This window comes from Stenotrophomonas nitritireducens, from assembly GCF_001431425.1.
GTDB lineage: Bacteria > Pseudomonadota > Gammaproteobacteria > Xanthomonadales > Xanthomonadaceae > Stenotrophomonas > Stenotrophomonas nitritireducens.
Map to the genome: position 1 here is coordinate 122,678 of NZ_LDJG01000015.1, position 22,520 is coordinate 145,197.

At 68.2% G+C, this 22,520-nt stretch carries 25 protein-coding genes and 3 tRNA genes; 14 read left to right on the plus strand and 14 right to left on the minus strand.

The features are described 5' to 3' along the window. Positions 1-33 precede the first annotated feature (33 nt). Together trpC and ABB22_RS10510 are read left to right on the plus strand one after the other, a co-directional pair. A complete protein-coding gene (gene trpC / locus ABB22_RS10505) occupies positions 34-828 on the plus strand; it encodes an indole-3-glycerol phosphate synthase TrpC (protein WP_055766367.1) in 795 nt (264 codons plus the stop codon). Then, complete coding sequence (locus ABB22_RS10510) at positions 825-1,541, plus strand: haloacid dehalogenase-like hydrolase (RefSeq protein WP_055766364.1); 717 nt, start codon at positions 825-827, stop codon at positions 1,539-1,541. The genes trpC and ABB22_RS10510 overlap by 4 nt, the downstream gene beginning before the upstream one ends. A gap of 196 nt (positions 1,542-1,737) precedes the next feature. Here the strand turns inward: ABB22_RS10510 and ABB22_RS10515 are convergent, their stop codons facing one another. Then, on the minus strand, positions 1,738-2,499 hold the full coding sequence (locus tag ABB22_RS10515) for a sulfite exporter TauE/SafE family protein (protein ID WP_055766361.1): 762 nt from the start codon (positions 2,497-2,499) through the stop codon (positions 1,738-1,740). A 214-nt stretch (positions 2,500-2,713) separates the two neighbouring features. Further along, a complete protein-coding gene (crp, locus tag ABB22_RS10520; RefSeq protein ID WP_055767360.1) occupies positions 2,714-3,403 on the minus strand; it encodes a cAMP-activated global transcriptional regulator CRP in 690 nt (229 codons plus the stop codon). Between the two features lie 157 nt (positions 3,404-3,560). Here crp and speD point away from each other — a divergent pair, with 157 nt between their 5' ends. Both speD and sugE read left to right on the plus strand, forming a co-directional pair. Further along, positions 3,561-4,355 carry an adenosylmethionine decarboxylase gene (gene speD / locus ABB22_RS10525; RefSeq protein WP_054667806.1) on the plus strand — a complete coding sequence of 265 codons (795 nt, stop codon included), beginning with the start codon at positions 3,561-3,563 and terminating at the stop codon, positions 4,353-4,355. A 159-nt stretch (positions 4,356-4,514) separates the two neighbouring features. Next, positions 4,515-4,829 (plus strand): quaternary ammonium compound efflux SMR transporter SugE, encoded by a 315-nt coding sequence (gene sugE / locus ABB22_RS10530; protein WP_055766358.1) that lies wholly within the window; start codon positions 4,515-4,517, stop codon positions 4,827-4,829. 327 nt (positions 4,830-5,156) lie between these two features. Here sugE and coq7 read toward each other — a convergent pair whose 3' ends face one another. Further along, complete coding sequence (gene coq7, locus ABB22_RS10535; protein ID WP_055766355.1) at positions 5,157-5,801, minus strand: 2-polyprenyl-3-methyl-6-methoxy-1,4-benzoquinone monooxygenase; 645 nt, start codon at positions 5,799-5,801, stop codon at positions 5,157-5,159. A 191-nt stretch (positions 5,802-5,992) separates the two neighbouring features. Between coq7 and rplM the strand changes: the two genes are divergently transcribed. Both rplM and rpsI read left to right on the plus strand, forming a co-directional pair. Beyond that, positions 5,993-6,421 carry a 50S ribosomal protein L13 gene (gene rplM / locus ABB22_RS10540; RefSeq protein WP_055766352.1) on the plus strand — a complete coding sequence of 143 codons (429 nt, stop codon included), beginning with the start codon at positions 5,993-5,995 and terminating at the stop codon, positions 6,419-6,421. Between the two features lie 2 nt (positions 6,422-6,423). Then, positions 6,424-6,816, plus strand: coding sequence for a 30S ribosomal protein S9 (gene rpsI / locus ABB22_RS10545; protein ID WP_054667799.1), 393 nt, complete (start codon positions 6,424-6,426; stop codon positions 6,814-6,816). Between the two features lie 231 nt (positions 6,817-7,047). On the opposite strand, the gene ABB22_RS10550 is transcribed toward rpsI, so the two are convergent. The 3 genes from ABB22_RS10550 to ABB22_RS10560 form a co-directional block, all read right to left on the minus strand. Then, positions 7,048-7,122, minus strand: a tRNA-Gln gene (locus tag ABB22_RS10550). 105 nt (positions 7,123-7,227) lie between these two features. After that, positions 7,228-7,302 (minus strand) — tRNA-Gln (locus tag ABB22_RS10555). Between the two features lie 31 nt (positions 7,303-7,333). Further along, positions 7,334-7,410: transfer RNA gene (locus tag ABB22_RS10560), tRNA-Met, on the minus strand. Between the two features lie 120 nt (positions 7,411-7,530). On the opposite strand from ABB22_RS10560, the gene ABB22_RS10565 reads away from it, so the two are divergent. From ABB22_RS10565 to bfr, 3 genes are all read left to right on the plus strand, one after another. Beyond that, positions 7,531-8,151, plus strand: a complete 621-nt coding sequence (locus ABB22_RS10565; protein ID WP_055766348.1) for an RNA pyrophosphohydrolase — start codon at positions 7,531-7,533, stop codon at positions 8,149-8,151. A 102-nt stretch (positions 8,152-8,253) separates the two neighbouring features. Continuing rightward, positions 8,254-8,454, plus strand: a complete 201-nt coding sequence (locus ABB22_RS10570; protein WP_055767357.1) for a (2Fe-2S)-binding protein — start codon at positions 8,254-8,256, stop codon at positions 8,452-8,454. A gap of 336 nt (positions 8,455-8,790) precedes the next feature. After that, complete coding sequence (gene bfr / locus ABB22_RS10575) at positions 8,791-9,261, plus strand: bacterioferritin (protein WP_055766345.1); 471 nt, start codon at positions 8,791-8,793, stop codon at positions 9,259-9,261. A 203-nt stretch (positions 9,262-9,464) separates the two neighbouring features. Here the strand turns inward: bfr and ABB22_RS10580 are convergent, their stop codons facing one another. The 3 genes from ABB22_RS10580 to ABB22_RS10590 are packed head-to-tail and all read right to left on the minus strand — an operon-like array spanning position 9,465 to position 14,242. Beyond that, positions 9,465-11,747: a hybrid sensor histidine kinase/response regulator gene (locus ABB22_RS10580; RefSeq protein WP_082592168.1), complete on the minus strand. Its 2,283-nt coding sequence runs from the start codon at positions 11,745-11,747 to the stop codon at positions 9,465-9,467. Position 11,748: 1 nt separating this feature from the next. Further along, positions 11,749-13,569 (minus strand): EAL domain-containing protein, encoded by a 1,821-nt coding sequence (locus tag ABB22_RS10585; protein WP_055766339.1) that lies wholly within the window; start codon positions 13,567-13,569, stop codon positions 11,749-11,751. 31 nt (positions 13,570-13,600) lie between these two features. Beyond that, positions 13,601-14,242 carry a DUF4126 domain-containing protein gene (locus tag ABB22_RS10590; protein ID WP_055766336.1) on the minus strand — a complete coding sequence of 214 codons (642 nt, stop codon included), beginning with the start codon at positions 14,240-14,242 and terminating at the stop codon, positions 13,601-13,603. 168 nt (positions 14,243-14,410) lie between these two features. On the opposite strand from ABB22_RS10590, the gene ABB22_RS10595 reads away from it, so the two are divergent. The 5 genes from ABB22_RS10595 to ampE all read left to right on the plus strand — a co-directional run bounded on the left by ABB22_RS10595 (position 14,411) and on the right by ampE (position 17,966). Then, on the plus strand, positions 14,411-15,148 hold the full coding sequence (locus tag ABB22_RS10595) for a DUF6776 family protein (protein WP_152984125.1): 738 nt from the start codon (positions 14,411-14,413) through the stop codon (positions 15,146-15,148). Between the two features lie 2 nt (positions 15,149-15,150). Further along, positions 15,151-15,579 (plus strand): bactofilin family protein, encoded by a 429-nt coding sequence (locus ABB22_RS10600; protein WP_055766332.1) that lies wholly within the window; start codon positions 15,151-15,153, stop codon positions 15,577-15,579. A gap of 31 nt (positions 15,580-15,610) precedes the next feature. Beyond that, positions 15,611-15,997, plus strand: coding sequence for an iron-sulfur cluster insertion protein ErpA (erpA, locus tag ABB22_RS10605; RefSeq protein WP_055766328.1), 387 nt, complete (start codon positions 15,611-15,613; stop codon positions 15,995-15,997). Between the two features lie 99 nt (positions 15,998-16,096). Continuing rightward, positions 16,097-17,002 (plus strand): NAD(+) diphosphatase, encoded by a 906-nt coding sequence (nudC, locus tag ABB22_RS10610; RefSeq protein WP_055766325.1) that lies wholly within the window; start codon positions 16,097-16,099, stop codon positions 17,000-17,002. Between the two features lie 76 nt (positions 17,003-17,078). Further along, positions 17,079-17,966, plus strand: coding sequence for a regulatory signaling modulator protein AmpE (gene ampE, locus ABB22_RS10615; protein WP_055766322.1), 888 nt, complete (start codon positions 17,079-17,081; stop codon positions 17,964-17,966). 551 nt (positions 17,967-18,517) lie between these two features. Here ampE and ABB22_RS10620 read toward each other — a convergent pair. The 5 genes from ABB22_RS10620 to ABB22_RS10640 all read right to left on the minus strand — a co-directional run bounded on the left by ABB22_RS10620 (position 18,518) and on the right by ABB22_RS10640 (position 22,492). Then, positions 18,518-18,925, minus strand: coding sequence for a DUF2752 domain-containing protein (locus ABB22_RS10620; RefSeq protein WP_055767351.1), 408 nt, complete (start codon positions 18,923-18,925; stop codon positions 18,518-18,520). Positions 18,926-18,937: 12 nt separating this feature from the next. After that, the gene (locus ABB22_RS10625) at positions 18,938-19,246 is read right to left on the minus strand and encodes a CD225/dispanin family protein (RefSeq protein WP_055766319.1); all 309 of its coding nucleotides are present in this window, start codon (positions 19,244-19,246) and stop codon (positions 18,938-18,940) included. A gap of 26 nt (positions 19,247-19,272) precedes the next feature. After that, the gene (locus ABB22_RS10630) at positions 19,273-19,590 is read right to left on the minus strand and encodes a hypothetical protein (RefSeq protein WP_152984126.1); all 318 of its coding nucleotides are present in this window, start codon (positions 19,588-19,590) and stop codon (positions 19,273-19,275) included. A gap of 90 nt (positions 19,591-19,680) precedes the next feature. Beyond that, the gene (locus ABB22_RS10635) at positions 19,681-21,570 is read right to left on the minus strand and encodes an MFS transporter (RefSeq protein ID WP_055766312.1); all 1,890 of its coding nucleotides are present in this window, start codon (positions 21,568-21,570) and stop codon (positions 19,681-19,683) included. Beyond that, positions 21,557-22,492, minus strand: a complete 936-nt coding sequence (locus tag ABB22_RS10640; RefSeq protein ID WP_055766309.1) for a LysR family transcriptional regulator — start codon at positions 22,490-22,492, stop codon at positions 21,557-21,559. Before ABB22_RS10640 ends, ABB22_RS10635 begins: the two co-directional genes overlap by 14 nt. Positions 22,493-22,520 lie beyond the last annotated feature (28 nt).

The window sequence follows — 22,520 nt, forward strand, 5'->3', positions numbered from 1 at the left end:
GATCCGTCTTACCGCTTCCAGGAAAGCAGAACCATGAGCGACATCCTCAACACCATCCTCGCCCGCAAGACGCAGGAGGTGGCCGAGCGCAGCGCCCGCATGCCGCTGGCCGAGCTGAAGGCGCGCGTGGCCGATGCGTCGCCGGTGCGCGGCTTCGCCAATGCGTTGCAGGCGGCCATCGCCAACGGCGACCCGGCGGTGATCGCCGAGGTCAAGAAGGCCAGCCCGTCCAAGGGCGTGATCCGCGCGGACTTCCGTCCCGCCGAGATTGCGGTGAGCTACGAGTTCGGCGGCGCCAGCTGCCTGTCGGTGCTGACCGACGTGGATTTCTTCCAGGGCGCCGACGCCTACCTGCAGGAGGCCCGCGAGGCCTGCACGTTGCCGGTGCTGCGCAAGGATTTCGTCGTCGACCCTTACCAGGTGGTCGAGGCGCGCGTGCTCGGTGCGGACTGCATCCTGCTGATCGTCTCGGCGCTGGACGACCGCCAGCTGGCCGGGTTGTCCGACCTGGCGATGACGCTGGGCATGGACGTGCTGGTGGAAGTGCACGACATCGACGAACTGGAGCGCGCCATCCAGGTGCCGGTGCCGCTGGTGGGCATCAACAACCGCAACCTGCGCACCTTCGATGTGTCGCTGGAGACCACGCTGTCGATGCGCGATGCGGTGCCGCGCGACCGCCTGCTGGTCACCGAGAGCGGCATCCTCGGCCCGGCCGACGTGAGGACCATGCGCGACGCCGGCATCAATGCCTTCCTTGTCGGCGAGGCCTTCATGCGCGTCGATGAGCCGGGCGAGGGCCTGCGTCAGCTATTCTTCAGCGCATGACCGAGTCCCATCCCGTTCCCCGCGACGACGCGCCGCTGGTCGTCTTCGATTTCGACCACACCCTGTACGACGGCGATTCCGGCAGCCACCTGTTCGCCTGGCTGATCCGGCGCAACCCGCTGCGCATGCTGGCGGCGCTGCTGATCACGCCGCTGTTCGGCCCGCTGGTGGCGCTGCTGCCGACGCGCCGCTTCGGCATTTCCGGTTACGTCTGGATCGCGACTTTCGGCCTGCACCGGGCGAGGGAGTTCAACGGCATCATCGACCAGTATGTGCGCGTGCACGAGCACGACATCCGCGCGCGGCTGCTGCCGCAGGCGCTGGAGGTGTTCGCCGCGCATCGTCGCGCCGGCGACCGGGTGGTGGTCGCCACCGGTGCGCCGCCGGAACTGGCGCGGGCCATCCTCGCCTTCGTGGCGCACCAGGACGTGCCGGTGATCGGCAGCGAAGTAGGGCCGCGCCTGGGCGCGATGGGCGCCACCCGCCACTGCCACAATGAAGAGAAGATGCGCATGCTGCGCGAGCGTGGCTATGGCGACATCGCCATCGCCTATTCGGACAGCGCCGCCGACCTGCCGCTGCTCAAGGCGGCGAAGGCGCCGGTGGTGGTCAACCCCAAGCGTTCGCGCGTGGACTATTTCCGCCGGGTGCTCCCCGCTGGTACGCAGATCCTCAACTGGGGTTGCGCCGACCGCGGCGGCGACAAGGCCTGAATCCCGCTGCGGAGCAGGCCATGTCCGGCGCCGCGGATGCGATCACTCTCGGCCAGCGCCTGTAGGGCGGGGGTGTCGCCCCGCTTTGGCGTTAGCGGCCAGGCTCCGCCGGGCACGGCTCCGCTTTACGGGACGCCGTCGGAATGGCGGTGGTCTCTACTCCCCGCGATCAGGCGATGATCCCTGGAAGACCCCTTCAGCGGGCCAGCCATCCGTGCAGCGCATGCCCGATCTGGAACAGGCTGATCGACAGTACCAGCACGCCCACCGCGATCAGTACCCAGCGCTCCTTGAGGCGCTTGACCAGCAGCGCCGCGACGGGCGCGGCCATCATCCCGCCGACGAGCAGGCCGGCGACGATGCTGGCGTGCTGGATGCCCATCGACAGCAGGAAGGTGGCGGAGATGGCGATGGTGACGACGAACTCGGCGGCATTGACCGTGCCGATGGTGGTGCGCGCCTGGCCACCGCGCGCGAGCAGGGTCGAAGTCGCCACCGGCCCCCAGCCGCCGCCGCCGCTGGCATCGAGCAGGCCGGCGAAGAAGCCGAGCACCGGCACGCGCCGCACTTCGCGGCGGGGCGTGAAGCGGCCCGCCGCGCGCGCCAGGATGAAGATCGCCAGCGCCAGCAGGTACAGATAGATGAAGGGCCGGATGATCTCGCCGGGCAACTGGGTCAGCACATAGGCGCCGAGGGCCCCGCCTACCGCGCCGGGCAACGCCAGGCGCAGGAACAGCCGCCGGTCGACGTTGCCGGCCACCAGATGCGATACGCCGGACGCACCGGTGGTGAACACTTCGGCGGTATGGATGCTGGCGCTCACCGCCGCCGGCGGCAGCCCCATGCTCAACAGCACGGACGAGGACACCAGCCCGAAGGCCATGCCCAGCGCGCCATCGACCAGCTGCGCCCCGATCCCGATCAGGATGAACCAGTAGAACTCGCTTCCAAATTCCATTCGTGGAGCCTGCTGGCTTGGGGCGGATGCGTCAAGCAGATGGGGAGCAGGATGTGGCTGTCCCGCTTTGCGGCTGGTGCAGCCGCGTTTCCGCCGAAGCAGCCCTCTCTGGTAAAGGGGGCGCGCCGGCAGGCGTCGGGATTCGGGTGTTCAGTACGCCGGGGGCCAGAGTCTGCGTTGCAGACTCTGGGGTCGAAAGCGCGTATGCGCGCTTTCAGCGCGTCCCGTACAGCACGATGGTCTTGCCGCGCGCATGCAGGATGCCGTCGGCCTGCAGCTTCTTGAGCACGCGTCCGGCCATTTCGCGCGAGCAGCCGACCAGGCGGGCGATCTCCTGCCGCGACACGCGCAGCTGGGTGCCCTGCGGGTGGCTCATGGACTCAGGCTCGCGGGCCAGGTCGTGCAGGGTGCGCACGATGCGGTCGGTCACGTCCAGGAACGCCAGGCGGCTGGCCTTGCGGCTGGTGTGCAGCAGGCGCCGGGAAATCTGCGAGCCGATGGCGTACAGCAGCTTGGGGGCATCGCTGGACAGCGGGCCCAGGAACAGCTGGTGCAGCCGCTCGTAGCTGATCTCGGCCAGTTCGCAGGGGGTGCGGGTGCGGAGGATGACCTCGCGCTTGTCCGACTCGATGAACAGGCCCATTTCGCCTACGAACTCGCCCGCGCCGAAGTAGCCCAGCACCAGTTCGCGGTCCTCATCCTCTTCGGCGATGATGCTGACCGAGCCGCTGACCACGTAATACATGGTGCCGGCCGGGTCCCCGGGGCGGAACACGTCGGTCCGCGTCGGGTAGCGGCGGCGGTGGCTGTGGGCCAGGAACCGGTCGATGGTGGCGATGTCCAGGGTCAAGGGGCTGGAGGCGAGGCGCACGGCTGGCACGGTATTGGCGATCCCTGGACTCATGATGACGTTCATGTGCGTGTTTTATGAACTTGTCTTAACGGGCAAGCTTAGCGAGGCCGACCATAAGGGGCAAACGCCGGCTGGCCGTGCACGTTTCGCCGGGGGGCGGTTTGCCCCATAATTGCCCCCTTTCCCACCATTCACAGGACCGACCGCCGTGGTCAAGCCGTTGCCTCGCCTGAGGTTGCAGGGTTTCAACAACCTCACCAAGGCGCTGAGCTTCAACATCTATGACGTCTGCTATGCGCGTACCGAAGAGGAGCGCCAGCGTTACATCGAGTACATCGACGAAGAATACAACGCCGATCGCCTCACGCAGATCCTCACCGATGTGGCCGAGATCATCGGCGCCAACATCCTGAACATCGCCCGTCAGGACTACGATCCTCAGGGCGCGTCGGTGACCATCCTCATCTCCGAGGAGCCGGTGATCGACAAGAAGGCCGCCGGCAAGGAACTGATCTCCGACGCCGTGGTCGCGCACATGGACAAGTCGCACATCACCGTGCACACCTACCCGGAGACCCATCCGCAGGAAGGTATCGCCACGTTCCGTGCCGACATCGATGTGGCCACCTGCGGGGTGATCTCGCCGCTGAAGGCGCTGAACTACCTGATCGAGAGTCTGGAATCGGACATCGTGATCATGGACTACCGCGTGCGTGGCTTCACCCGCGACGTGAAGGGCAAGAAGCACTTCATCGACCACAAGATCAACTCGATCCAGAATTTCCTGGCCAAGAACATCAAGTCGCGCTACGAGATGTTCGACGTCAACGTCTACCAGGAAAACATCTTCCACACGAAGATGCACCTGAAGGACTTCGACCTGGACCAGTACCTGTTCGAGGAAAAGGCCAAGAACCTGTCGTTCAAGGAGCGCATGAAGATCGAGGCGCTGCTGCGCCGCGAGATCGAGGAGCTGTTCCACGGCCGCAACCTGGCCGAGTGACGGTTACATGCGGTTCGGGTGCGGATTGCTAGTCTCGCACCCCTGAAACACACGGCGGGACGGCCCGCCCCATGGCGCGATCCATGGACCACAGCCGACGGCGGCCCGGTGCTCACGCACCGGGCCGTTTTTTTTGTCCTGAAACCAAGGAGCAATGCCATGGCCTGGATCTATCTGCTGGTAGCCGGTCTGTTCGAAATCGTCTGGGCGATCGGCCTGAAGTACACCGAGGGCTGGACCCGCCTGTGGCCCAGCCTGGGCACGCTGGCCGCGATGGTGGTCAGCTTCTGGTGCCTGTCGCAGTCGCTGAAGTCGATCCCGATCGGCACCGGCTATGCGATCTGGACCGGGATCGGCGCGGTCGGCGCCGCGGCGCTGGGCATCCTGCTGTTCGGCGACAGCGCTTCCTGGCCGCGGCTGCTGTGCATCGGCCTGATCGTGTCCGGCGTGATCGGGTTGAAGATGGTGTCGTAGTCCTTGGCCGCGTCGCGGCCAGGCCCCCCAGGGTTTGCTTTGCAAGCCTTGGGCCCCGACTCCGGAGCTGCCTATCCCCGCGGCTGTCGCCGCGCCCCCTTAACAAAGAGGGCTCTGCTCCAGAAGGATCGGGAGGAAGAGCAGGGAGAGGTGTCATAGCCGCTAGGCGTAGTCCTGTCCGCGTCGTGGCCAGGAGGCCCCCCAAGGTTTGCGTTGCAAATCTTGGGCTCCGACTCCGGAGCTGCCTATCCACGCGGCTGTCGCCGCGCGCCCCTAACAAAGGGGGCTCTGCTCCAGAAAGATCGGGAGGAGGGACGCGAAGAGGGATCAGAGCCGGTAGGCGATGGTCTTCATGGCCCTGGAGGCCAGGGCCATCACCGCCGGGATCGGCGGCGGCAGGATGCGCGCGCCGGCGTGCTCGGCATGGTCGGCGTGGCGCGCCTCGTCGATCTTCATGACCTTGAGGATCTCGCGGCTGCGCTGGTCGGCTGGCGGGAGTGTTTCCAGGTGTTCGTCCAGGTGGGCCTCGACCTGCCGTTCGGTCTCGACCACGAAGCCCAGGTTCCAGCCATCGCCACGCAGCCCGGCGAGCGTGCCGATGGCGTAACTGCCTGCGTACCAAAGCGGGTTGAACAGGCTGGGGCGGCTGTCCAGTTCGCGCAGGCGGTCGGCGCACCAGCTCAGGTGATCGGTCTCCTCCTGGGCTGCTTCCAGCAGATGCGCGCGGGTGGACGGATCCCGGGCGACGGCCGCCTGGCCGAAGTACAGGCCCTGCGCGCAGACCTCGCCGACATGATTGATGCGCATCAGGCCTGCGGCATGGCGTCTTTCATCGGATTCCAGCACGACATCCGGCGTGTCGCCGGCCGGATTGGGGCGGCTGGCCGGCGGATTGCCGAAGACCGTGTCCAGGGCGCGCTGGGCCTCGGTCAGCAGGCGGTCCAGGGGCGTGAAGGCGCGGTCGGTGATCATGGCATCCTGGCGGAGTGGGGTAGCCGGATTCTCGCCGCTGTCCACGGCACTGCCAAGGCCAGGTGGCCGGCAGGTTGCGCGGGGCCGCCGCGGCCAGTACAATCCCGCCTCTTGTGTTTCACCTTCACAACGCGTGGCAGAGTTCCGGCAATGCATCGCCGCAATGAGCCCGACCTAACCTGAGTTCTTTCATGAGCACTTTCACCGCAAAGAACGAGACCGTCCAGCGCGACTGGTACCTCGTTGATGCCGACGGCAAGACCCTTGGTCGTCTGGCTACCGAACTGGCCCGCCGTCTGCGCGGCAAGCACAAGCCGGTTTACACCCCGCACGTCGATACCGGCGACTATCTGGTCGTCATCAATGCAGAAAAGATTGCCGTCACCGGCAACAAGCTGCAGGACAAGATGTACCACCGCTTCACCGGCTACATCGGCAACCTGAAGAGCGAGAACCTGGCCCAGGCGCTGGAGCGCCATCCGGAGCGCGTGATCGAGACCGCCGTCAAGGGCATGCTGCCGAAGGGCCCGCTGGGCCGCGCCATGTACCGCAAGCTCAAGGTCTACGCCGGCGCCGAGCATCCGCACGCCGCCCAGCAGCCGCAAGTTCTGGATATCTAATCATGGCTATCACGCAAAACTACGGCACTGGCCGCCGCAAGTCCTCCACCGCCCGCGTGTTCCTGCGCAAGGGTTCGGGCAACATCACCGTCAATGGCCGTCCGCTGGACGAGTTCTTCGGCCGTGAGACCGCGCGCATGATCGTGCGCCAGCCGCTCGAGCTGACCAAGAACACCGAAAGCTTCGACGTCATCGTCACCGCCACCGGCGGCGGCACCACCGGCCAGGCCGGTGCGATCCGCCTGGGCATCGCCCGCGCCCTGGTCGAGTACGACGAAGGCCTGAAGTCCGAGCTGCGCAAGGCTGGCTTCATGACCCGCGACGCCCGCGAAGTCGAGCGCAAGAAGGTCGGCCTGCACAAGGCTCGCCGCGCCACCCAGTTCTCCAAGCGCTGATCCATCGCGCCTGGTTCGGGATCCTCCGGGGTCCCGCTGGGAAAGCAAAAGCCCGGCTTCGGCCGGGCTTTTGTCGTTTCGGGTCGGGCGGGGATTTTCGTGCGCGGGTGTTCGTGCAAGTTCCGGTGTGGTGTTCCGCTGGAGGGTGGGCGCCTGCCGATGGCTGGGGGTGTCGCCATGGAGGGGATGGCAAAAAGAAAGGCCTGATCTTTCGATCAGGCCTTTCGTATATGGCAGCCCCGGAAGGATTCGAACCTCCGAATGTCTGAGTCAGAGTCAGATGCCTTACCGCTTGGCGACGGGGCTAGGTAGGTCGGGATTATCGCATGCCTCGGCAGTGGAGGCCATGTCCCCGGAGGGGGATTTGTTTCATCAAAAAAGACCAGATTTTTCAATCTGGTCTTTGGTGTTTGGCAGCCCCGGAAGGATTCGAACCTCCGAATGTCTGAGTCAGAGTCAGATGCCTTACCGCTTGGCGACGGGGCTGTGGCTGTCGAGAGCTGTGCTCCCGCTCCCTTGGTGGCTATGGGTGGACTCGAACCACCGACCCCAGCATTATGAGTGCTGTGCTCTAACCGGCTGAGCTACATAGCCTCAGGGAGCCCGCAATTCTGCGTATCACCGGCTTTCCTGTCAACTCTTTTTTCCGCGCTTGTGGCATTGCGGCGGCCATGGCAGAGTCCAAGCCAGTAGAAATTTTTAGGAGTCCGCATCGTGATCGATCCGGACGGCTATCGACCGAATGTCGGCATCGTGCTGATGCGGGAAGACGGGCAGGTGTTCTGGGCACGACGCGTGCGCCGGGATGGCTGGCAGTTTCCGCAGGGCGGGATGAATTCCGACGAGACGCCGGTCGAGGCCATGTATCGCGAGTTGCAGGAAGAAACCGGCCTGTTGCCTGAACATGTCGAAGTACTCGGGGCGACCCCGGGTTGGCTTCGCTATCGGTTGCCCAGCCGCGCCATCCGCCGTACCGAGAAGCAGGTCTGCATCGGCCAGAAGCAGGTCTGGTTCCTGCTGCGCCTGACCGGCGACGAGACCCACGTGCGCCTGGACCACACCGAGGCTCCGGAATTCGACAATTGGCGCTGGGTGGATTTCTGGTATCCCGTCGAGCATGTGGTCATGTTCAAGCGCGGGGTGTATGCGCGGGCGCTGCGGCATCTGGCGCCATTGGCGCGCGGGATCGCCGGGCAGGGCGTGACGGCGATGCCGAAGAGCGCGCAGGAGGCCTGGATGCCCGGCCATGCGGCAGGCCATGAGCGCCCACGCAAGCGTCCGCGCAAGCGGGGCTATTGGCCGAAGAAGGCACAGGGCGAAGGGCCGATCGCGTAGCCAGCCCTGATCGAGAACGATTCAGCCTCTTGATTGACAATCGTTCTCGTTTCTATTGAAATGGTCACCGGCCACTTCCGGCCGGCCCTGCCGAACGCCTCCGTGTACGTCTGCATCTGCAACGGTGTCACCGATCACCAGATCCGCGAAGCTGCCGACAACGGCGTCAGCTCGGTGGCCGAGCTGACGATGCGTACCGGCTGCGGTTCCAACTGCGGTTCCTGCCTGGAGATGGCGGGCGAGCTTCTGGCCAGGGCCCGCGCGGTGCATGACCTGCCCTTGCCGATGCTCAAGGTGGCTTGAGTCCAGGCAACGCTCTGCACTGCAGCCGGGCTGCGGTGGACGAGGATTGCCCTGGCAGGCCTCGTCGAGCGCTCCGCGGTTTTTCCGCGCATCGATGCGGACTCTGGCAGAGTGCTGCGTGCTGGCGTTCCGGGCATTGCTTCCACAGACAGACGTATTTCCCGCTCTTGCGGATCGAGGGAGTGCCCCGTGTCCTCGTACCCGGATGTCCCTGGCCTGCGGAGAGCCGCGGTCTTCCCATGGGGCTGACTGGATCAATGCGTACGATTCGCGTTCCTTCATTCCAGCGCGCCTGACGGTACAGTGCGCGCGTTCAACGCGTGCAGGAGCATCCACATGAAAGGCGACGCCAAGGTCATCGAATTCCTCAACAAGGTGCTCTACAACGAGCTGACCGCGATCAACCAGTACTTCCTGCACGCCAAGATGCTGAAGAACTGGGGCCTGAAGGAACTGGCCGAACACGAGTACAAGGAATCCATCGACGAGATGAAGCATGCGGACGCCTTGTCCGACCGCATCCTGTTCCTTGAGGGGCTGCCGAACTTCCAGGCGCTGGGCAAGCTGCGCATCGGCGAGAGCCCGGTCGAGATCCTGCGCTGCGATCTGGCGCTGGAGACTTCGGCGGTGGCGGTGCTGCGCGAGGCGGTGGCCTACGCGGAGGGCATCGGCGATTACGTCAGCCGCGAGTTGTTCGTGAAGATCCTCGACTCGGAGGAAGAGCATATCGACTGGCTGGAGACGCAGCTCGATCTGATCGAGCGCATCGGCGAGCCGAACTACCTGCTGACCAAGCTCGACGACTGAGCAGCCACTCCGGCGCCATGCAGGGCGCCGCCAAACCCATGGCCGTGCCGGGCGCACGGAATCCAAAGCAGGCCGCCGGAACAGCGGCCTGCTTCGTATCGATCCGTTGAAGCTTCGCCTGCGCGCGACCGGCCGCGCTGCGGGGCCGCGGTCTCTTCCCGCAGGTGTTTGCCTTCATGGCGAACGCGAAGAACCGAGGACGTTCAGGCCCGCATCGCCTGCGCGCTGCGCATGTCCGATTGATAGCCGATCAATGCCAATCGCGCGCGGGCGAACTCGGCGATGATCAGCGCGACCATCACCGCGGGGCGCTCGATCCTGCCGGCACGGGCGGCCAGTTCGACGCGGCGTGCCGCGGCCGACAGGGCAAGGGCGCCGACGTTGGCGCTGGCCGATTTGAGGCTGTGCGCCAGTTCGCGAAGCTGCTCCAGGTCGGGTACGACGGCGGCCTCCTGCAGCTGGCGCACGAGCGGGGTGGTGTCATCGAGGAATACGTCGATGATGGTCCCCGTTTCCGCGCCTGCGATCTCGCGCAGTTCGTCCAGCACCTCGCGGTCGAGTACCGGTACAGAGGTGGTCTGCGCCGCCGACGCCGGCGCTTCCTCGACCGCGACGGGCTCCGCTGGCCGGCTTTCGACCACGTTGTCGAAAGCCGGCCTGCACCAGCGCAGCAGGCAGGCCTGCAGGCCCTCGCGCGAAATGGGCTTGGAGAGGTAATCGTCCATCCCCGCGTCCAGGCAGCGCTGGCGGTCGCCGGCCATGGCGTTGGCGGTCATGGCGATGATCGGCAGGCGCGCGGCGTCCGTGGCCGCTTCGTGTTCGCGCCAGTGGCGGGTGGCGGCGTAACCGTCCAGGACCGGCATCTGGCAGTCCATCAATACCGCCTGGTAAGAGGCGGCGTGCAGCTTGTCCAGCGCGAGCTGGCCGTTGATGGCGGTGTCCACCTCGCAACCGATGACGGCAAGCAGCTTCTGCGCGACCAGCAGGTTGACGGGGTTGTCTTCGACCAGCAGCACCCGCGCACCGGCCAGGCCGGCATCCTTGTCCTGCAGCGTCTGGGGAGGCGGCGCCTGCATGGCCGCGACCGGTGGGAGCTGGCCGGCAGGAGGTGTCGCGATGACCGGCTCGGAGAGTGCCGCGCGCAGCGCCGCATCCGATGCCTGCCGCGACACCACGCGCGGGCTGTCGTGCAGTTCGGTGGGCAGTGGCGCATCGCCGTGCAGCCAGACCAGGCGGTGGTCGCCGCCCGCGCGCTGCAGCGCCGCCACGCCAAGGCGCAGCGACGGCAGATCGCCGACGACTGCATGCCAGTGCTGCGGCGTGCCGGCCGAGCGCAGCAGGTCCAGTGCCTCCTGCACGGTATCCACGCTCCGCACTTCGAATCCCCAGTTTGGCAGGACGAGTTCCAGGCGCTGGCGCAGGCGCGCATCGGTGGAGACCAGCAGCACGCGCGGCTGGATGCCGTGCGCCGGCGCACGCAGGTCGCCGATCACCTTCAGCAGCGGAATCTCGAACCAGAAGGTCGAGCCCTGGCCGGGGATGGAGTCCAGCCCGATCCGGCCGTGCATCAGGTCGATGATGCGTTTGCAGATGGCCAGGCCCAGGCCCGTACCGCCGTAAAGCCGAGTGGTGGAGGCATCGGCCTGGGTGAAGGCGCTGAACAGGCGCTCCTGCTGGTCGGCGTCGATGCCGATGCCGGTGTCGCGGACCTCGAAGCGCAGCAGATGCTGCGCGTTGGTCTCGCCCATACGCCGCACATGCACCTGGATGCCGCCGCGCTCGGTGAACTTGATCGCGTTGACCATCAGGTTGCTGAGGATCTGCCGCAGGCGCACCGGGTCGCCGCGCACCGCCAGGCGCACGGCCGGGTCCAGCACCAGGTCGATGCGCAGCCCCTTGTGCTGGGCCGAGCGCTGCATCAACTGCAGCAGCGAATCGAGCAGCTCGCGCAGGTTGAAGGTGGTGATTTCCAGCTCCAGCCGCTGCGCTTCGAGCTTGGAGTAATCGAGGATGTCGTCGACGATGCGGAACAGCGCCCGCGAGCTCTCGCTGGCGGTGTTGAGCATCTCGCGCTGCTCCGCCGCCAGCGGCCCCTGCGCGACCATTTCCAGCATCGGGATGATGCCGTTGAGCGGGGTGCGGATCTCATGGCTCATGGTGGCCAGGAATTCGCCCTTGGCCAGCATCGCCGCCTCGGCGTCCTGCTTGGCCTGCAGCATCTGCTGCTCGAGCTGGACATGGCGCTGCTGTTCCTGGCGCAGGCGCTGCAGTTCGCGCTCGTTGTCGCGGGAGCGCTGCGCGAATGCTTCGGACGTATCGGCCAGCGCGCGCGCGGCGAGCGCCGCCAGCAGCGCGCACAGGCAGGCGAGCGCGGCCAGGGCCGTGGCGATCGGCTGCGCGGGCACCGGCGGCGGAAGCCATGGCGCCGCGCCGGCGGCCACCGCGAGCATCGCGGCGGCCATGGCCCAGCGGTTCGCCGCCTGCATGTCAGAGCACCGTGTTCTGGAAGTCGAAGTCCAGCTCGCTGCCGACCGACTGCACCACGTTGCCCTGGATGAAGTCGATGCCGCTCATCCACATCGCGGCGGCGGCCTGCGGGTCCTCGATCTGCTGGCCGATGATCTGCAGCCCGGCGCGGTGCGCGGCGTCGATCGCCCCGCGCAGTTCGTCGCGCAGCTTCTGGCTGCCGTGGCTGCCGGCGAAGCGCCCGGCCATGCGCACGAAACCCAGCGGCAGCTGGGTCATCAGCGCGTTGGCTTCGTCGCCGGGTTCGAACTGGCTCAGGCAGAACTGCACGCCTGCCGGCATGAGCTTCTCGCAGAACTGCTGCAGGGTCACCGCATGCACCAGCGCGTCTGCCAGGCGCACGTCGATCACCAGCGCGCTGCCGGCGATCTGCCGGTCGGCGATTGCCTTGAGCAGCCAGTCGGCGAACGCCTCGCGGGCGAGGGTGCGCAGCGACTGGGACACGAACAGGCGCATCGGCGGCACGGCATGCTGGTAACGGTGCAGCAGGCCCAGCGCATGGTCGAGCACCTGCTGGTCGAGATCAGCGATGCGCCCGGCCGCCTCCGCGGCCGGGATCACCTGGCCGGCCGAGAGCAGGGTGCCGTCGTTGCGGCGCAGGCGCAGCAGGACCTGGTACTGCGCGGTATCGCTGCCGGCGACTGCCACGATCGGCTGGTAGGCCAGTTCGATCTGGCCCTCCAGCAGGGCGAGGTGTTCCTGTGCGGCGGCATCGGTGCTGCCCTGGTAGGCGGCCACGCCGTCGGTGACCAGGCGCGCCTGCAGGGCGGCGCGCTCGACCGCCTCCAGCGCGACGCCGGCGTCCTCGAAGCCCTGCGACAGGTGGGCATGGCCGATGGCGCAGCGCAGGTGCAGCGATTCTTCCTCGCGCACCAGGAAGGGATGCGCGGACAACGCCTGGCGCACGGAACGGGCCAGCGCATCGGCTGCGTCCTCATCCATGCCGCGGGCCAGCAGCAGGAAGCTGTTGTCGTTCAGCCGCGCCAGCAGGTGCGGGCGACCGGCTTCGGCCAGGCGCCGGCCAGCCTGCATCATCAGGCGTTCGAAGGCGGCATAGCCATAACGTTCGCGCAGGCTGAGCGCGCTGGCGATCTCGATGAACATCAGGCCACCGGGCTCGGCCGCGGCCAGCGCCGCGTCCAGCTGCAGCATCAGGTTGTGCCGAGTAGGCAGGCCGGTCTCGGGATTGTTCAGCGCCGGGCCGGCGGCCGCGCCCTGCGATTGCTGGCGCGAGCGGCGGATGCGGTTGGCCACCGCGGCGACCAGGTGGCGCGGGCGGATGGGCTTGGTCAGGAAGTCGTCGGCGCCGCTGTCGAGCACTTCGAACTGGCGCTCGGGGTCGGGGTCGCCGGTCAGGAACACGATCGGCAGCAGCTGCTGGTGCGGATTCTGGCGGATCAGTGCGGTCAGGCGCATGCCGTCCAGCCCTGGCATGTGCAGGTCCATCAGGATCAGGTCGGGGCGGTGCTCGGCGATGGCCTGCTGCACGCCTTCGGCCTCCATCTGCACGATGGCCTGCATGCCGGCGCCATGCAGCACGCTCTGCGCGAACAAGGCCTGCGAGCGGTCGTCCTCGACGATCAGCACGCGATAGGGGGTCTCGGCGGCGGCCGGGTCCTGGTCCGGCGCGGCAGCCGGGCTGGCGGGCGCCGCGGCGATATGCGCCCGGACCGCTTCGGCCGGCGGCGCGTTCTCCACGCTCCAGCGCTGCCAGTAGTCCGCGGGCGGAACCTCCGCGCGCGACAGGCGGGCGGAGGAAGTGGGTGTGTCGTTGCTTGCCATCGGTGCTCCCCGTATGCCGTGGATTATGCGGTCAAGGGGCCGGCGGCAGCGAATGGTCCCTTGCCATCGCCGATGTCCGGGCCGGCGCGGGGGGCGCGGCGAACAGGCGCTTCATCCCGCGCCAGAGCGCGCGCCAGACCAGCCACACGGTCAGGGCGCCGAGCAGGCTCGCGCCCAGCACGAAAACCAGCGCCAGCCAGGGATGGGCCAGCGCCAGGGCGAGGCCGGCGATCACCACGCCATCTTCGGCCACCGATGCCGCCCAGTTGCTGGCCGGTTCCGGCGAGGTGTTCAGCAGCGCGCGGGTGCCTGCCTTCAGCCCATGGCTGGCCAGCGCCACACCGGCACCTGCGGCGAGCGCGCCGGTACCGAGCTGCCCGTCCTGCGAAAAGGTCGCCGCCGCCAGGAAGGCGCCGGCGGGTACCCGGGCCAGGGTCTGCAGCAGATCCCAGATCGAATCCACGCCGGGGATCTTGTCGGCGAAGAACTCGGTGGCCGCCAGCGCGGCCGACGTGCCCAGCACCCACCACGACTGCGTGGCCTGCAGCGCCGGCGGCAGATCGACCCAGCCCAGCAGGCCGGCCAGGCCGACGCCGAACACGGTCAGGTACACGCGGATGCCGGCCAGCCAGGCCAGCAGGATGCCGATGACGAAAACGTGGGCTTCGGCCATGGTCGCGGACTCCCGCGGGAACTGTGAGCAGGATCGCAACTATCGATCATGCCCCCGGCGATTGCCAGTTCCCGCCGGGCCGCGACGGGAGTCGTTTACACTGCCCAGCCGTTTCAACCGGAGCGAAGGTGCCGCTTCGCGCAGGATCCGGCACCGGTATGTATCGCCATGAGCAACCGATCTCCGTCGCGTTTCCATATCACCCTGCGGGGGACGCCGCAGCGACCGGCCTGGACACGGCTGGCCATCCTCGCCGCCACCTGGCTGTTGTCGCTGCTGCTGGCCGGCTGGCTGGCCGCCCGCTTCGCCTCGCCGGACGCCGGCGGATTGCGCGAGCGTCTGCGCCAGAGCGAGCGCACCGCCGCCGCCCAGCGCGCCGATATCGAGGAGCTGCGGCAGAGGCAGGCCACGCTGGAAGCGTCGGACAAGATCAGCCGCGCGGCCAACACCGAGGTGCAGGCATCGCTGGCCGAGCGCGACGAGGAAATCGCCGGGCTGCGCGCCGACGTGGCGTTCTACGAGCGCCTGGTGGGCGCGACCAGCCAGCGCAAGGGGCTGAACGCGCATTCGGTGGAGTTCTCCACCGAAGCCGCCGGCACCTGGCATTACAGCGTGGTGCTGACCCAGAACCTGAACCGGGGGGCGATCAGCCAGGGACAGATGCGGTTCTCGGTGGAAGGGGTGAAGGACGGCAAGCTGGCGACGGTGACCTGGGATGAACTGCACCAGCGCAGGGAGGTGCCCGGGCAGGCCTATTCGTTCCGGTATTTCCAGCGCCTGGACGGCAGCGTGATGCTGCCCAAGGATTTCACACCGCAGCGTGTGCGAGTCTCGCTGGCCGGGTCCGGGGGGAGCGCGACACAGACATTCGATTGGAAACTCGCCGGCAGCGGCAGAGGGGAGTAGTCATGTTCAAGAGCAAGTCCAGCCGCGACAGCCACCTGGTGGTGGATGCCCTGATCGGGCCGCAGGTGGTGATCCGGGGCGACGTGGTGTTCAGCGGGGGCCTGTATGTGGAAGGGCGCATCGAGGGCCGGGTGATCGCCGAGGAGGGCGCCAAGGCGGTGCTGACCCTGGCCGAACAGGGGCATATCGACGGCGAGGTGCGCGCGTCGGTGGTGGTGCTCAGCGGGCGCATGGACGGCGACGTCCACGCGGGCGAACGCATCGAACTGACCCCGACCGCGCGGGTCAACGGCAATGTCCACTACCAGGTGGTGGAAATGGGCGCCGGCGCGCAGCTCAACGGCCGCCTGGTGCATGCGGCGGCGATGGCCGCGCTGCCTTCGCCCGAAGCGGTGGCGATGCAGGAGAAGGCTGAAGCGGCGGAGGCTTGAATCGGCGCGCGGCCGTCCCCATGCTGGGCGCATGAGTACGCTCGTTTCCCTGCCCGGCGCAACGGCCGCCCCCGATTACCAGTCCCTCGATCGCCCGCTGAACTTCACCGCGGCCGCCGCGGCCAAGGTGAGCGAGCTGATCCGCGACGAGGGCAACGACGCCCTGGCGCTGCGGGTCTACATCCAGGGTGGCGGCTGCTCGGGTTTCCAGTACGGCTTCGAGTTCGACGAGAACCGCGCCGAGGACGACCTGGCGGTGGTCACCGATGGCGTGACCCTGCTGGTGGACCCGTTGAGCCTGCAGTACCTGATGGGCGCCGAGGTGGATTACACCGAAAGCCTGACCGGCGCCCAGTTCGTGATCCGCAACCCCAACGCCCGCACCACCTGCGGCTGCGGCAGCAGTTTCGCCGTCTGAGCGGCGCGCGCCCGCGCCGCGCCGTGCCACGGATGCGCCGGCGCCCCCGCGAATGCGTGGAACTTCTCGCCACGGTGGTTTGCCGGTAGGCTCCCGGGGATGCCTGCTCCCGATTCTTCCCTCCACGGACACGCCTTCGCCGGCGCCGCGCTGGACCGCGCCGATGCGCTGCGCGACGACGCCGACGCCCTGGCCCGGTTGTGGCCCGATGCCCGCGTACTGGTGCTCGACGCCGACGGCACGGCTTTCGCCGATGCGGATGGCCAGCCTTTCCTGACCAGCGGCCGCGAGCTCGGTGGCGGGCCTGGCGCGGCCATCTTCCTAGGCCTGCAGCAGGAGCGGGCGTGGTTCGTGGTCGAGGCGGCCATGGTCTCGGCGCAGGCGCCGGGGCGCATCGATCTGCGCCGCGCCGCCGCCGAGTGGCCGGCCGAGACATCGGGGGTGTTCTGCTACGCGCGCGGCATGTCGTACTGGCATTCGCGCAATCGTTTCTGCGGCGTCTGCGGCGCCGCCATCGTTTTCGGGCGGGGCGGCTTCATCGGCCGCTGCGGGCAGTGTGGCACCGAGCACTATCCGCGCGTGGACCCGGCGGTCATCGTCGCGGTCGAGCATGACGGTCGCCTGCTGCTGGGGCGCCAGTCCAGCTGGGCGCCGCGCCGCTGGTCGGTGCTGGCCGGGTTCGTCGAGCCGGGCGAGACCTTCGAGCAGACCGTGGTGCGCGAGGTGTTCGAGGAGACCCGGGTGCGGTTGATCCAGGCCGACTACCTCTGCACCCAGCCGTGGCCCTTCCCGGGCGCGCTGATGGTTGGCTTCCGCGCCACCGCGCATGGCGACGTGCCGCAGGTGAATGGCGAACTGGAAGACGCGCGCTGGTTCGACGTCGAGGAGATCGGCGCCGCGCTGCGCCGCGAACAGGCCGACGACGGCCTGGGCATCCTGCTGTCGCCGCGCATCTCGATCGCGCGCACGCTGATCGAGGACTGGTACCGGCGCCGGCAGGCATGAAGCCGGCACCTGGCCGCCGCGGGCATCGACATGCGCGGCCATGGCGGGGCCTACAATCGGGACCCGGAGGAATCGCATGTTCACGACCCTGGTAGCAGTGATCGCGGCGCTGGTCCTGGGCCACCTGGCGCCCGGGCCGATGGCGGCCCTGCGCGACTGGCGCTGGTTCGGGCGCTGGCTGGGCTGGCTGCAGGTGCGCGAGGGGGGCGGCAATGCCGGCCGCTTCGGCCTGCTGCTGGCGGTCGTACCCTGCGTGTTGGTGGTGGCGGTCGTGCAATGGTTGCTGGCCGGGCGCCTGTACGGACTGCCGGCGCTGCTGTTCGGCATCGCGGTGCTGGCACTGTGCTGGGGGCCGCGCGACCTGGACCGCGATGTCGAGGCGGTCATCGATGCCGAGGATGCGGCCGCCCATGACGCGGCCATCGCCCAGCTCCAGTCCGCCGGCGGCAGCCTGCGCGAGGATGCGCCGACGCTGGTCGATGCGACCATCTACAACGCGCTGCGGCGCTGGTTCGCGCCCCTGTTATGGTTCCTGCTGCTGGGTCCGCTGGGCGCGGTGCTGTACCGGCTGCTGGCGCAGTCGATCCACGGGCCGATCGCGGCCGCGGTGGCCGCCGAAGCCCGCGACATGGGCGCCTGGGCGCTGGCCCTGCTGGAGTGGCCGGTCGCCCAGCTGATGACGCTGTCGATGGCGCTGGTCGGCAATTTCGACACCGTGTTCTCGGCGTGGCGCCGCGCTGGCGGCAACCGCTGGTCGCTTGACCTGGGATTCCTCGGCGAGGCCGCGCGCGCCGGCGTCGGCATGGAACTGGCCGAGGACGCGGCCGATGCGCGCGAAGCCGGGCTGGTACCGCATGCGGAACGCCATCCCGAACTGCGCGACGCGATGAGCATGGTCTGGCGCATGCTGCTGCTGTGGATGGCGCTGCTGGCGCTGCTGATCATCGCCGGCTGGGTGGGATGAGCGCGACTCCGTAGGCGCCTGGCATGCCCGGCGCGGGGCCTCATCGCCAAGAGAGCTTCATGCAGGGGCGGGCCCCGTGTCCACGAGGGTGATCTGCGCCACGCAGGCAAGTGACGCGCAGGGAGCATGGCGCGCGTGGGGGCGCAGCAGAGGCGGTTTTTCAGCCCGGTGCGAGCAGCGTGAACGGATACCAGGGCAGGTTGCGGGCGATCCGCGCCACGCAGAGAGGGAGGCGTGCATGGCGCATGGCGCGCCGCCGCGCGTGGGATTGCCACCTTAGGGGCGGCTTTTTCAGCCCGGTGCGAGCAGCGTGAACGGATACCAGGGCAGGTTGCGGGCGATCCGCGCCCCGCAGAGAGGGAGGCGTGCATGGCGCATGGCGCGCCGCCGCGCGTGGGATTGCCACCGCAGGGGCGGTTTTTCAGCCCGGTGCGAGCAGCGTGAACGGATACCAGGGCAGGTTGCGGGCGATCCGCGCCACGCGAAGAGGGAGGCGTGCATGGCGCATGGCGCGCCGCCGCGCGTGGGATTGTCGCCGCAGGGGTGGCTTTTCAGCCCGGTGCCAGCAAGGTAAACGGATACCAAGGCAGGTTGCGGGCGATCCAATAAAGGGGCAGCACCACCAGCCACAGCTTCGGCTCCATCACCACCTTCATCAGCGGCTGCAGCCAGCGCGGGTCCCAGCCGGCGGACCAGAGCGCCATCAGCGGGACCAGGGCGAGCGCCGTCAGGCCCAGCGGATTCATCGAGAACGCGCGCAGCAGGTCGCCATGGACCAGCGCATGCAGTGCGCGCGTCAGCCCGCAGCCGATGCAGTAGTACCCGGTGAACGCCAGGAACATGCAGGGCGGGAAAGGGTTGCCTTCGACATTCGGGTCGAAGGTCCACAACAGCCAGATACCGACGGGGATCGCCAGTGCGATCCCCGCCAGCGCGAACCTGTGGCGGGTTCCGAGCAGGAGCGCCACGGTTTACTGGTATTGCTGCAGCATTTGCAGGTAGGCCGCACTGCCGCCCATGGCGAAGTAGATGACGTTGAACAGCAGGCCGACGATGGCCAGCGCGGTGGCCACCCAGCACCAGGTCTTGGCATTGTTGGAGGCGCGGCGCGCGCCATCGATGTCGCCCTGGTTCAGCAGCGTGTTCACCTTGCTGGAGAAGACGATGGCGACGATGCCCACCAGGCCCAGCGGGCAGCACAGGCAGGTGGCGAGGACCGTGGCGATGATCGACCACGCCAGGTAGTTGGGGATGCTGCCGGTGGGATTGACGGTATTCATTGCTTCTCCGGTGGGGTTGCGGGAAATCAGCGTGACTTGCAGGCGTTCGCCGCGGTCAGCGACGAGAGGATCATGGCCGCGATCCAGCACAGCGGCCAGGTGATGAAGCCGATGAAAACGAAGCACAGCAGGACGTTGACGGCGGTCAGGGCCCAGTAGCCGAACATGATGATCAGACCGGTGCCGACATTGCCGGCGTATATGTGGCCGATGCCGAAGGTCTGCAGGAACAGTCCCGGCAGCACTTCCAGCAGGGCCGCCACGCCGCCGGACTTCTGCGGGTGGTAGTAGTGGTGCACCTGCTGCGGCGCTGGAACGGCGGGCGGTGGCGGTGGGATGTCCATGTTTCCTCGGTATCGGCGGGTGCCGCGCGTTCCCTGCAGCCGCATTGGAGTGGTTAGCGTAGCGATTTGCCCCACAGGCGGTAAAGCCGGTCAGGCGTGGTCGCCGCGCAGCGCCCTTACCCGGGCCTCCAGCGCCGCCGCGTCGGTGGCGGCGCCATCGACCGCGGGGCCGGCGGCCACCTCGATGTGCGCGCGGAAGCGGCGCGGTACCCGCATCCGCCCCAGCCGGCTGTCGCGGCGGCTCCACATGCTGCTCCACATGCCCTTGAGCGCCAGCGGCACCACCGGCACCGGGCGCCGGGCGAGGATCTTCTCCACGCCCGAGCGGAACGGCGTGATCTCACCGTCGCGGGTCAGCGCGCCTTCTGGAAAGATGCATACCAGCTCGCCTTCCGCCAGCGCGGCGTCGATGGCGTCGAACGCGCGCTGCATCAGCTCGGCGTCCTCCTTCGGGCTGGCGATGGGGATCGCCTTTGCGGTGCGGAAGATCCAGCGCATCACCGGGATGTTGAAGATTTTGTAGTACATGACGAAGCGCACCGGGCGCGGCACCACCGCCGAGAGGATCAGCGCGTCCATGTAGCTGACGTGGTTGCAGACGAGCAGCGCGGCGCCCTCGTCGGGCACGTGCTGTTCGATGCCGGCCGGGCGCAGGCGGTACAGCGTGCGCACCATCACCCAGCTCAGGAAGCGCATCAGGAACTCGGGCACGATGCTGAAGATGTACGCGGCCACCAGCACGTTGGCGATGGCCAGCGCCAGGAACAGCTGCGGCACGCTCCAGTCCAGCAGGCTCTGGGTGAGCAGGCCGGCCATCGCCGCCAGCACGATGAAGCCGGAGTTCTGGATGTTCAGCGCGGCGAACACGCGCGACATCTCCGATTTCGGCGTGCGGCTCTGGATGAGCGCGAACAGCGGCACCACGAACAGGCCGGTGAACAGGCCGATGCCGAGCAGGTCGACGACGATGCGCACGCTGCCGGGCTGGCGCAGGAAGCCGGCCACGTCCAGCCCGCTCGCCGCCACCGCGCCGGTGCGGGCGAAGTACAGGTCGAACAGGAACGCGCTCATGCCGAATGCGCCCAGCGGCACCAGGCCGATCTCGACGATGCGCCCGGACAGCTTCTCGCACAGCAGCGAACCGCTGCCGGTGCCCACCGAGAACAGCGCCAGCGCGAAGATGTACAGGGTCGAGCCGCCGCCCAGGTTGACCTCGGCGTAGGCCGGCAGCTGCGAGGTCAGGATGGTGCCGACGAACCAGAACCAGGACACGCCCAGCACCGCGTTGCGCACCGCCTTCTGCTTTTTGGCCATGCGCAGCACGGCCAGCGATTCGGACAGCGGGTTCCAGTTGATCTTCAGGTCCGGCGCGCCGGCATCCACCTTCGGGATCAGCCGCGCTGCGGTGTTGCCGGCCACCGCCAGCGCGATCACCGCCACCGCCGCCACGACCGGACCGTGGCTGCCGGCCAGGGTGAAGATCAATCCGCCGGCGATCATGCCGCCGAGGATGGAGAGGGAGGTGCCCATCTCGACCAGGCCGTTGCCGCCGGTCAGTTCCTCCGGCTTGAGGATGGAGGGCAGCACCGAATATTTCACCGGCCCGAACAGGGTGGACTGCAGGCCGGTGCAGAACAGCGCCACCAACAGCACCGGCATGCTCTGGGTGAGGAAGCCCAGCGCGGCCAGCGACATGATCGCGATCTCCATCGTGGTGGTGACGACGATCAGCCGCTGTTTTTCGAGCTTTTCGGCGAACTGGCCGGCCAGCGCCGAGAACAGGAAGTAGGGCAGGATGAAGATCGCCGGGGCGAGCATGGCGTAGATGCTGCGCTCCTTCGTGCTCACGCCGAGGAAGAACAGCAGGCCGATGATGGCCTGGCGGTACACGTTGTCGTTGAAGGCGCCCAGCGCCTGGACGACGAAGAACGGCAGGAAGCGGCGCTGTCCGAGCAGCGCGAACTGGTTATGGCCGGCCACGTGGGTTCCTTGGTTTGCGGCGCACCTTAGCAGGTTCGATGGAGGCCCCGTGCGTGGTGGCGGCCGGCAGCAGGTCGAGCAGCGCACGCGCGGCGGGCGTGGGATCGGCGCGCCACGCCACGCAGGTGCGGAAACGGAACGGCTCGGCCAGCGGGCGCACATCGACGCCCTGCATGCGCGCGGCCATGCTGTCCGGGATCGCCGCCACCGCGAGCCCGGCGGCCACCAGTTGCCGCAGCAGTTCGCCATGGCTGACTTCGTACTGCAGCTGCGGCGCTACGCCGCGTTCGAGCAGGGCGTCGTCCATCATCCGCCGCACGCCGGCGCCGGGCACCAGCGCGGCCAGCGGGACGCCGTCCAGCGCCTGCAGCGGCACGCGCCGCAGCGCCGCCAGCGCGTGTCCGGGCGGCAGCAGCAGCGACAGGCCTTCCTCGTCCAGCAGGTGGTGCTGCGCCGGCAGCGGCACCTGCGGGCCGACGCCCACCAGCGCCACGTCCAGCCGGCCCTCGGCCAGCTCGGCCAGCAGTTCCTCGCTCATGCCCACGCGCAGGTGCACGTCCACCGCCGGATGGGTGCGGCGGAAGGTGGCGAGCAGGGCGGGCACGTCGACCACGGTGAGCGCGGTGATCTGGCCGATGCGGATGCGGCCGCGCACCGTGCCCAGCGCCAGCGCCATTTCCTCCTGCAGGCGGGCGGCGGCCTGCAGGGTCAGCCGCGCATTGCGCAGGAATACCTCGCCGGCCGCGGTGGGGCGCACCTGCCGGTGGCCGCGCTCGAACAGGCGCGCGCCGAAGGCCTCCTCCAGCCGCGCCACCTGGTGGCTCAGGGCCGATTGCACGGTATGGCAACGCGCGGCGGCGGCGGTGAAGCCGCCTTCCTCGGCCACGGCGACGGCGAATTCCAGCTGGCGCAGGGTGAACATGCCATCACTCAAGCAGATGGCATCGATG

Coding starts and splice junctions, on each gene's coding strand:
- trpC (WP_055766367.1), top strand. CDS start 34: ATGAGCGACATCCTCAACACCATCCTCGCCCGCAAGACGCAGGAGGTG.
- ABB22_RS10510 (WP_055766364.1), top strand. CDS start 825: ATGACCGAGTCCCATCCCGTTCCCCGCGACGACGCGCCGCTGGTCGTC.
- ABB22_RS10515 (WP_055766361.1), bottom strand. CDS start 2,499: ATGGAATTTGGAAGCGAGTTCTACTGGTTCATCCTGATCGGGATCGGG.
- crp (WP_055767360.1), bottom strand. CDS start 3,403: ATGAGTCCAGGGATCGCCAATACCGTGCCAGCCGTGCGCCTCGCCTCC.
- sugE (WP_055766358.1), top strand. CDS start 4,515: ATGGCCTGGATCTATCTGCTGGTAGCCGGTCTGTTCGAAATCGTCTGG.
- coq7 (WP_055766355.1), bottom strand. CDS start 5,801: ATGATCACCGACCGCGCCTTCACGCCCCTGGACCGCCTGCTGACCGAG.
- rplM (WP_055766352.1), top strand. CDS start 5,993: ATGAGCACTTTCACCGCAAAGAACGAGACCGTCCAGCGCGACTGGTAC.
- rpsI (WP_054667799.1), top strand. CDS start 6,424: ATGGCTATCACGCAAAACTACGGCACTGGCCGCCGCAAGTCCTCCACC.
- bfr (WP_055766345.1), top strand. CDS start 8,791: ATGAAAGGCGACGCCAAGGTCATCGAATTCCTCAACAAGGTGCTCTAC.
- ABB22_RS10580 (WP_082592168.1), bottom strand. CDS start 11,747: ATGCAGGCGGCGAACCGCTGGGCCATGGCCGCCGCGATGCTCGCGGTG.
- ABB22_RS10585 (WP_055766339.1), bottom strand. CDS start 13,569: ATGGCAAGCAACGACACACCCACTTCCTCCGCCCGCCTGTCGCGCGCG.
- ABB22_RS10590 (WP_055766336.1), bottom strand. CDS start 14,242: ATGGCCGAAGCCCACGTTTTCGTCATCGGCATCCTGCTGGCCTGGCTG.
- ABB22_RS10595 (WP_152984125.1), top strand. CDS start 14,411: ATGAGCAACCGATCTCCGTCGCGTTTCCATATCACCCTGCGGGGGACG.
- ABB22_RS10600 (WP_055766332.1), top strand. CDS start 15,151: ATGTTCAAGAGCAAGTCCAGCCGCGACAGCCACCTGGTGGTGGATGCC.
- erpA (WP_055766328.1), top strand. CDS start 15,611: ATGAGTACGCTCGTTTCCCTGCCCGGCGCAACGGCCGCCCCCGATTAC.
- nudC (WP_055766325.1), top strand. CDS start 16,097: ATGCCTGCTCCCGATTCTTCCCTCCACGGACACGCCTTCGCCGGCGCC.
- ampE (WP_055766322.1), top strand. CDS start 17,079: ATGTTCACGACCCTGGTAGCAGTGATCGCGGCGCTGGTCCTGGGCCAC.
- ABB22_RS10625 (WP_055766319.1), bottom strand. CDS start 19,246: ATGAATACCGTCAATCCCACCGGCAGCATCCCCAACTACCTGGCGTGG.
- ABB22_RS10630 (WP_152984126.1), bottom strand. CDS start 19,590: ATGGACATCCCACCGCCACCGCCCGCCGTTCCAGCGCCGCAGCAGGTG.
- ABB22_RS10640 (WP_055766309.1), bottom strand. CDS start 22,492: ATGTTCACCCTGCGCCAGCTGGAATTCGCCGTCGCCGTGGCCGAGGAA.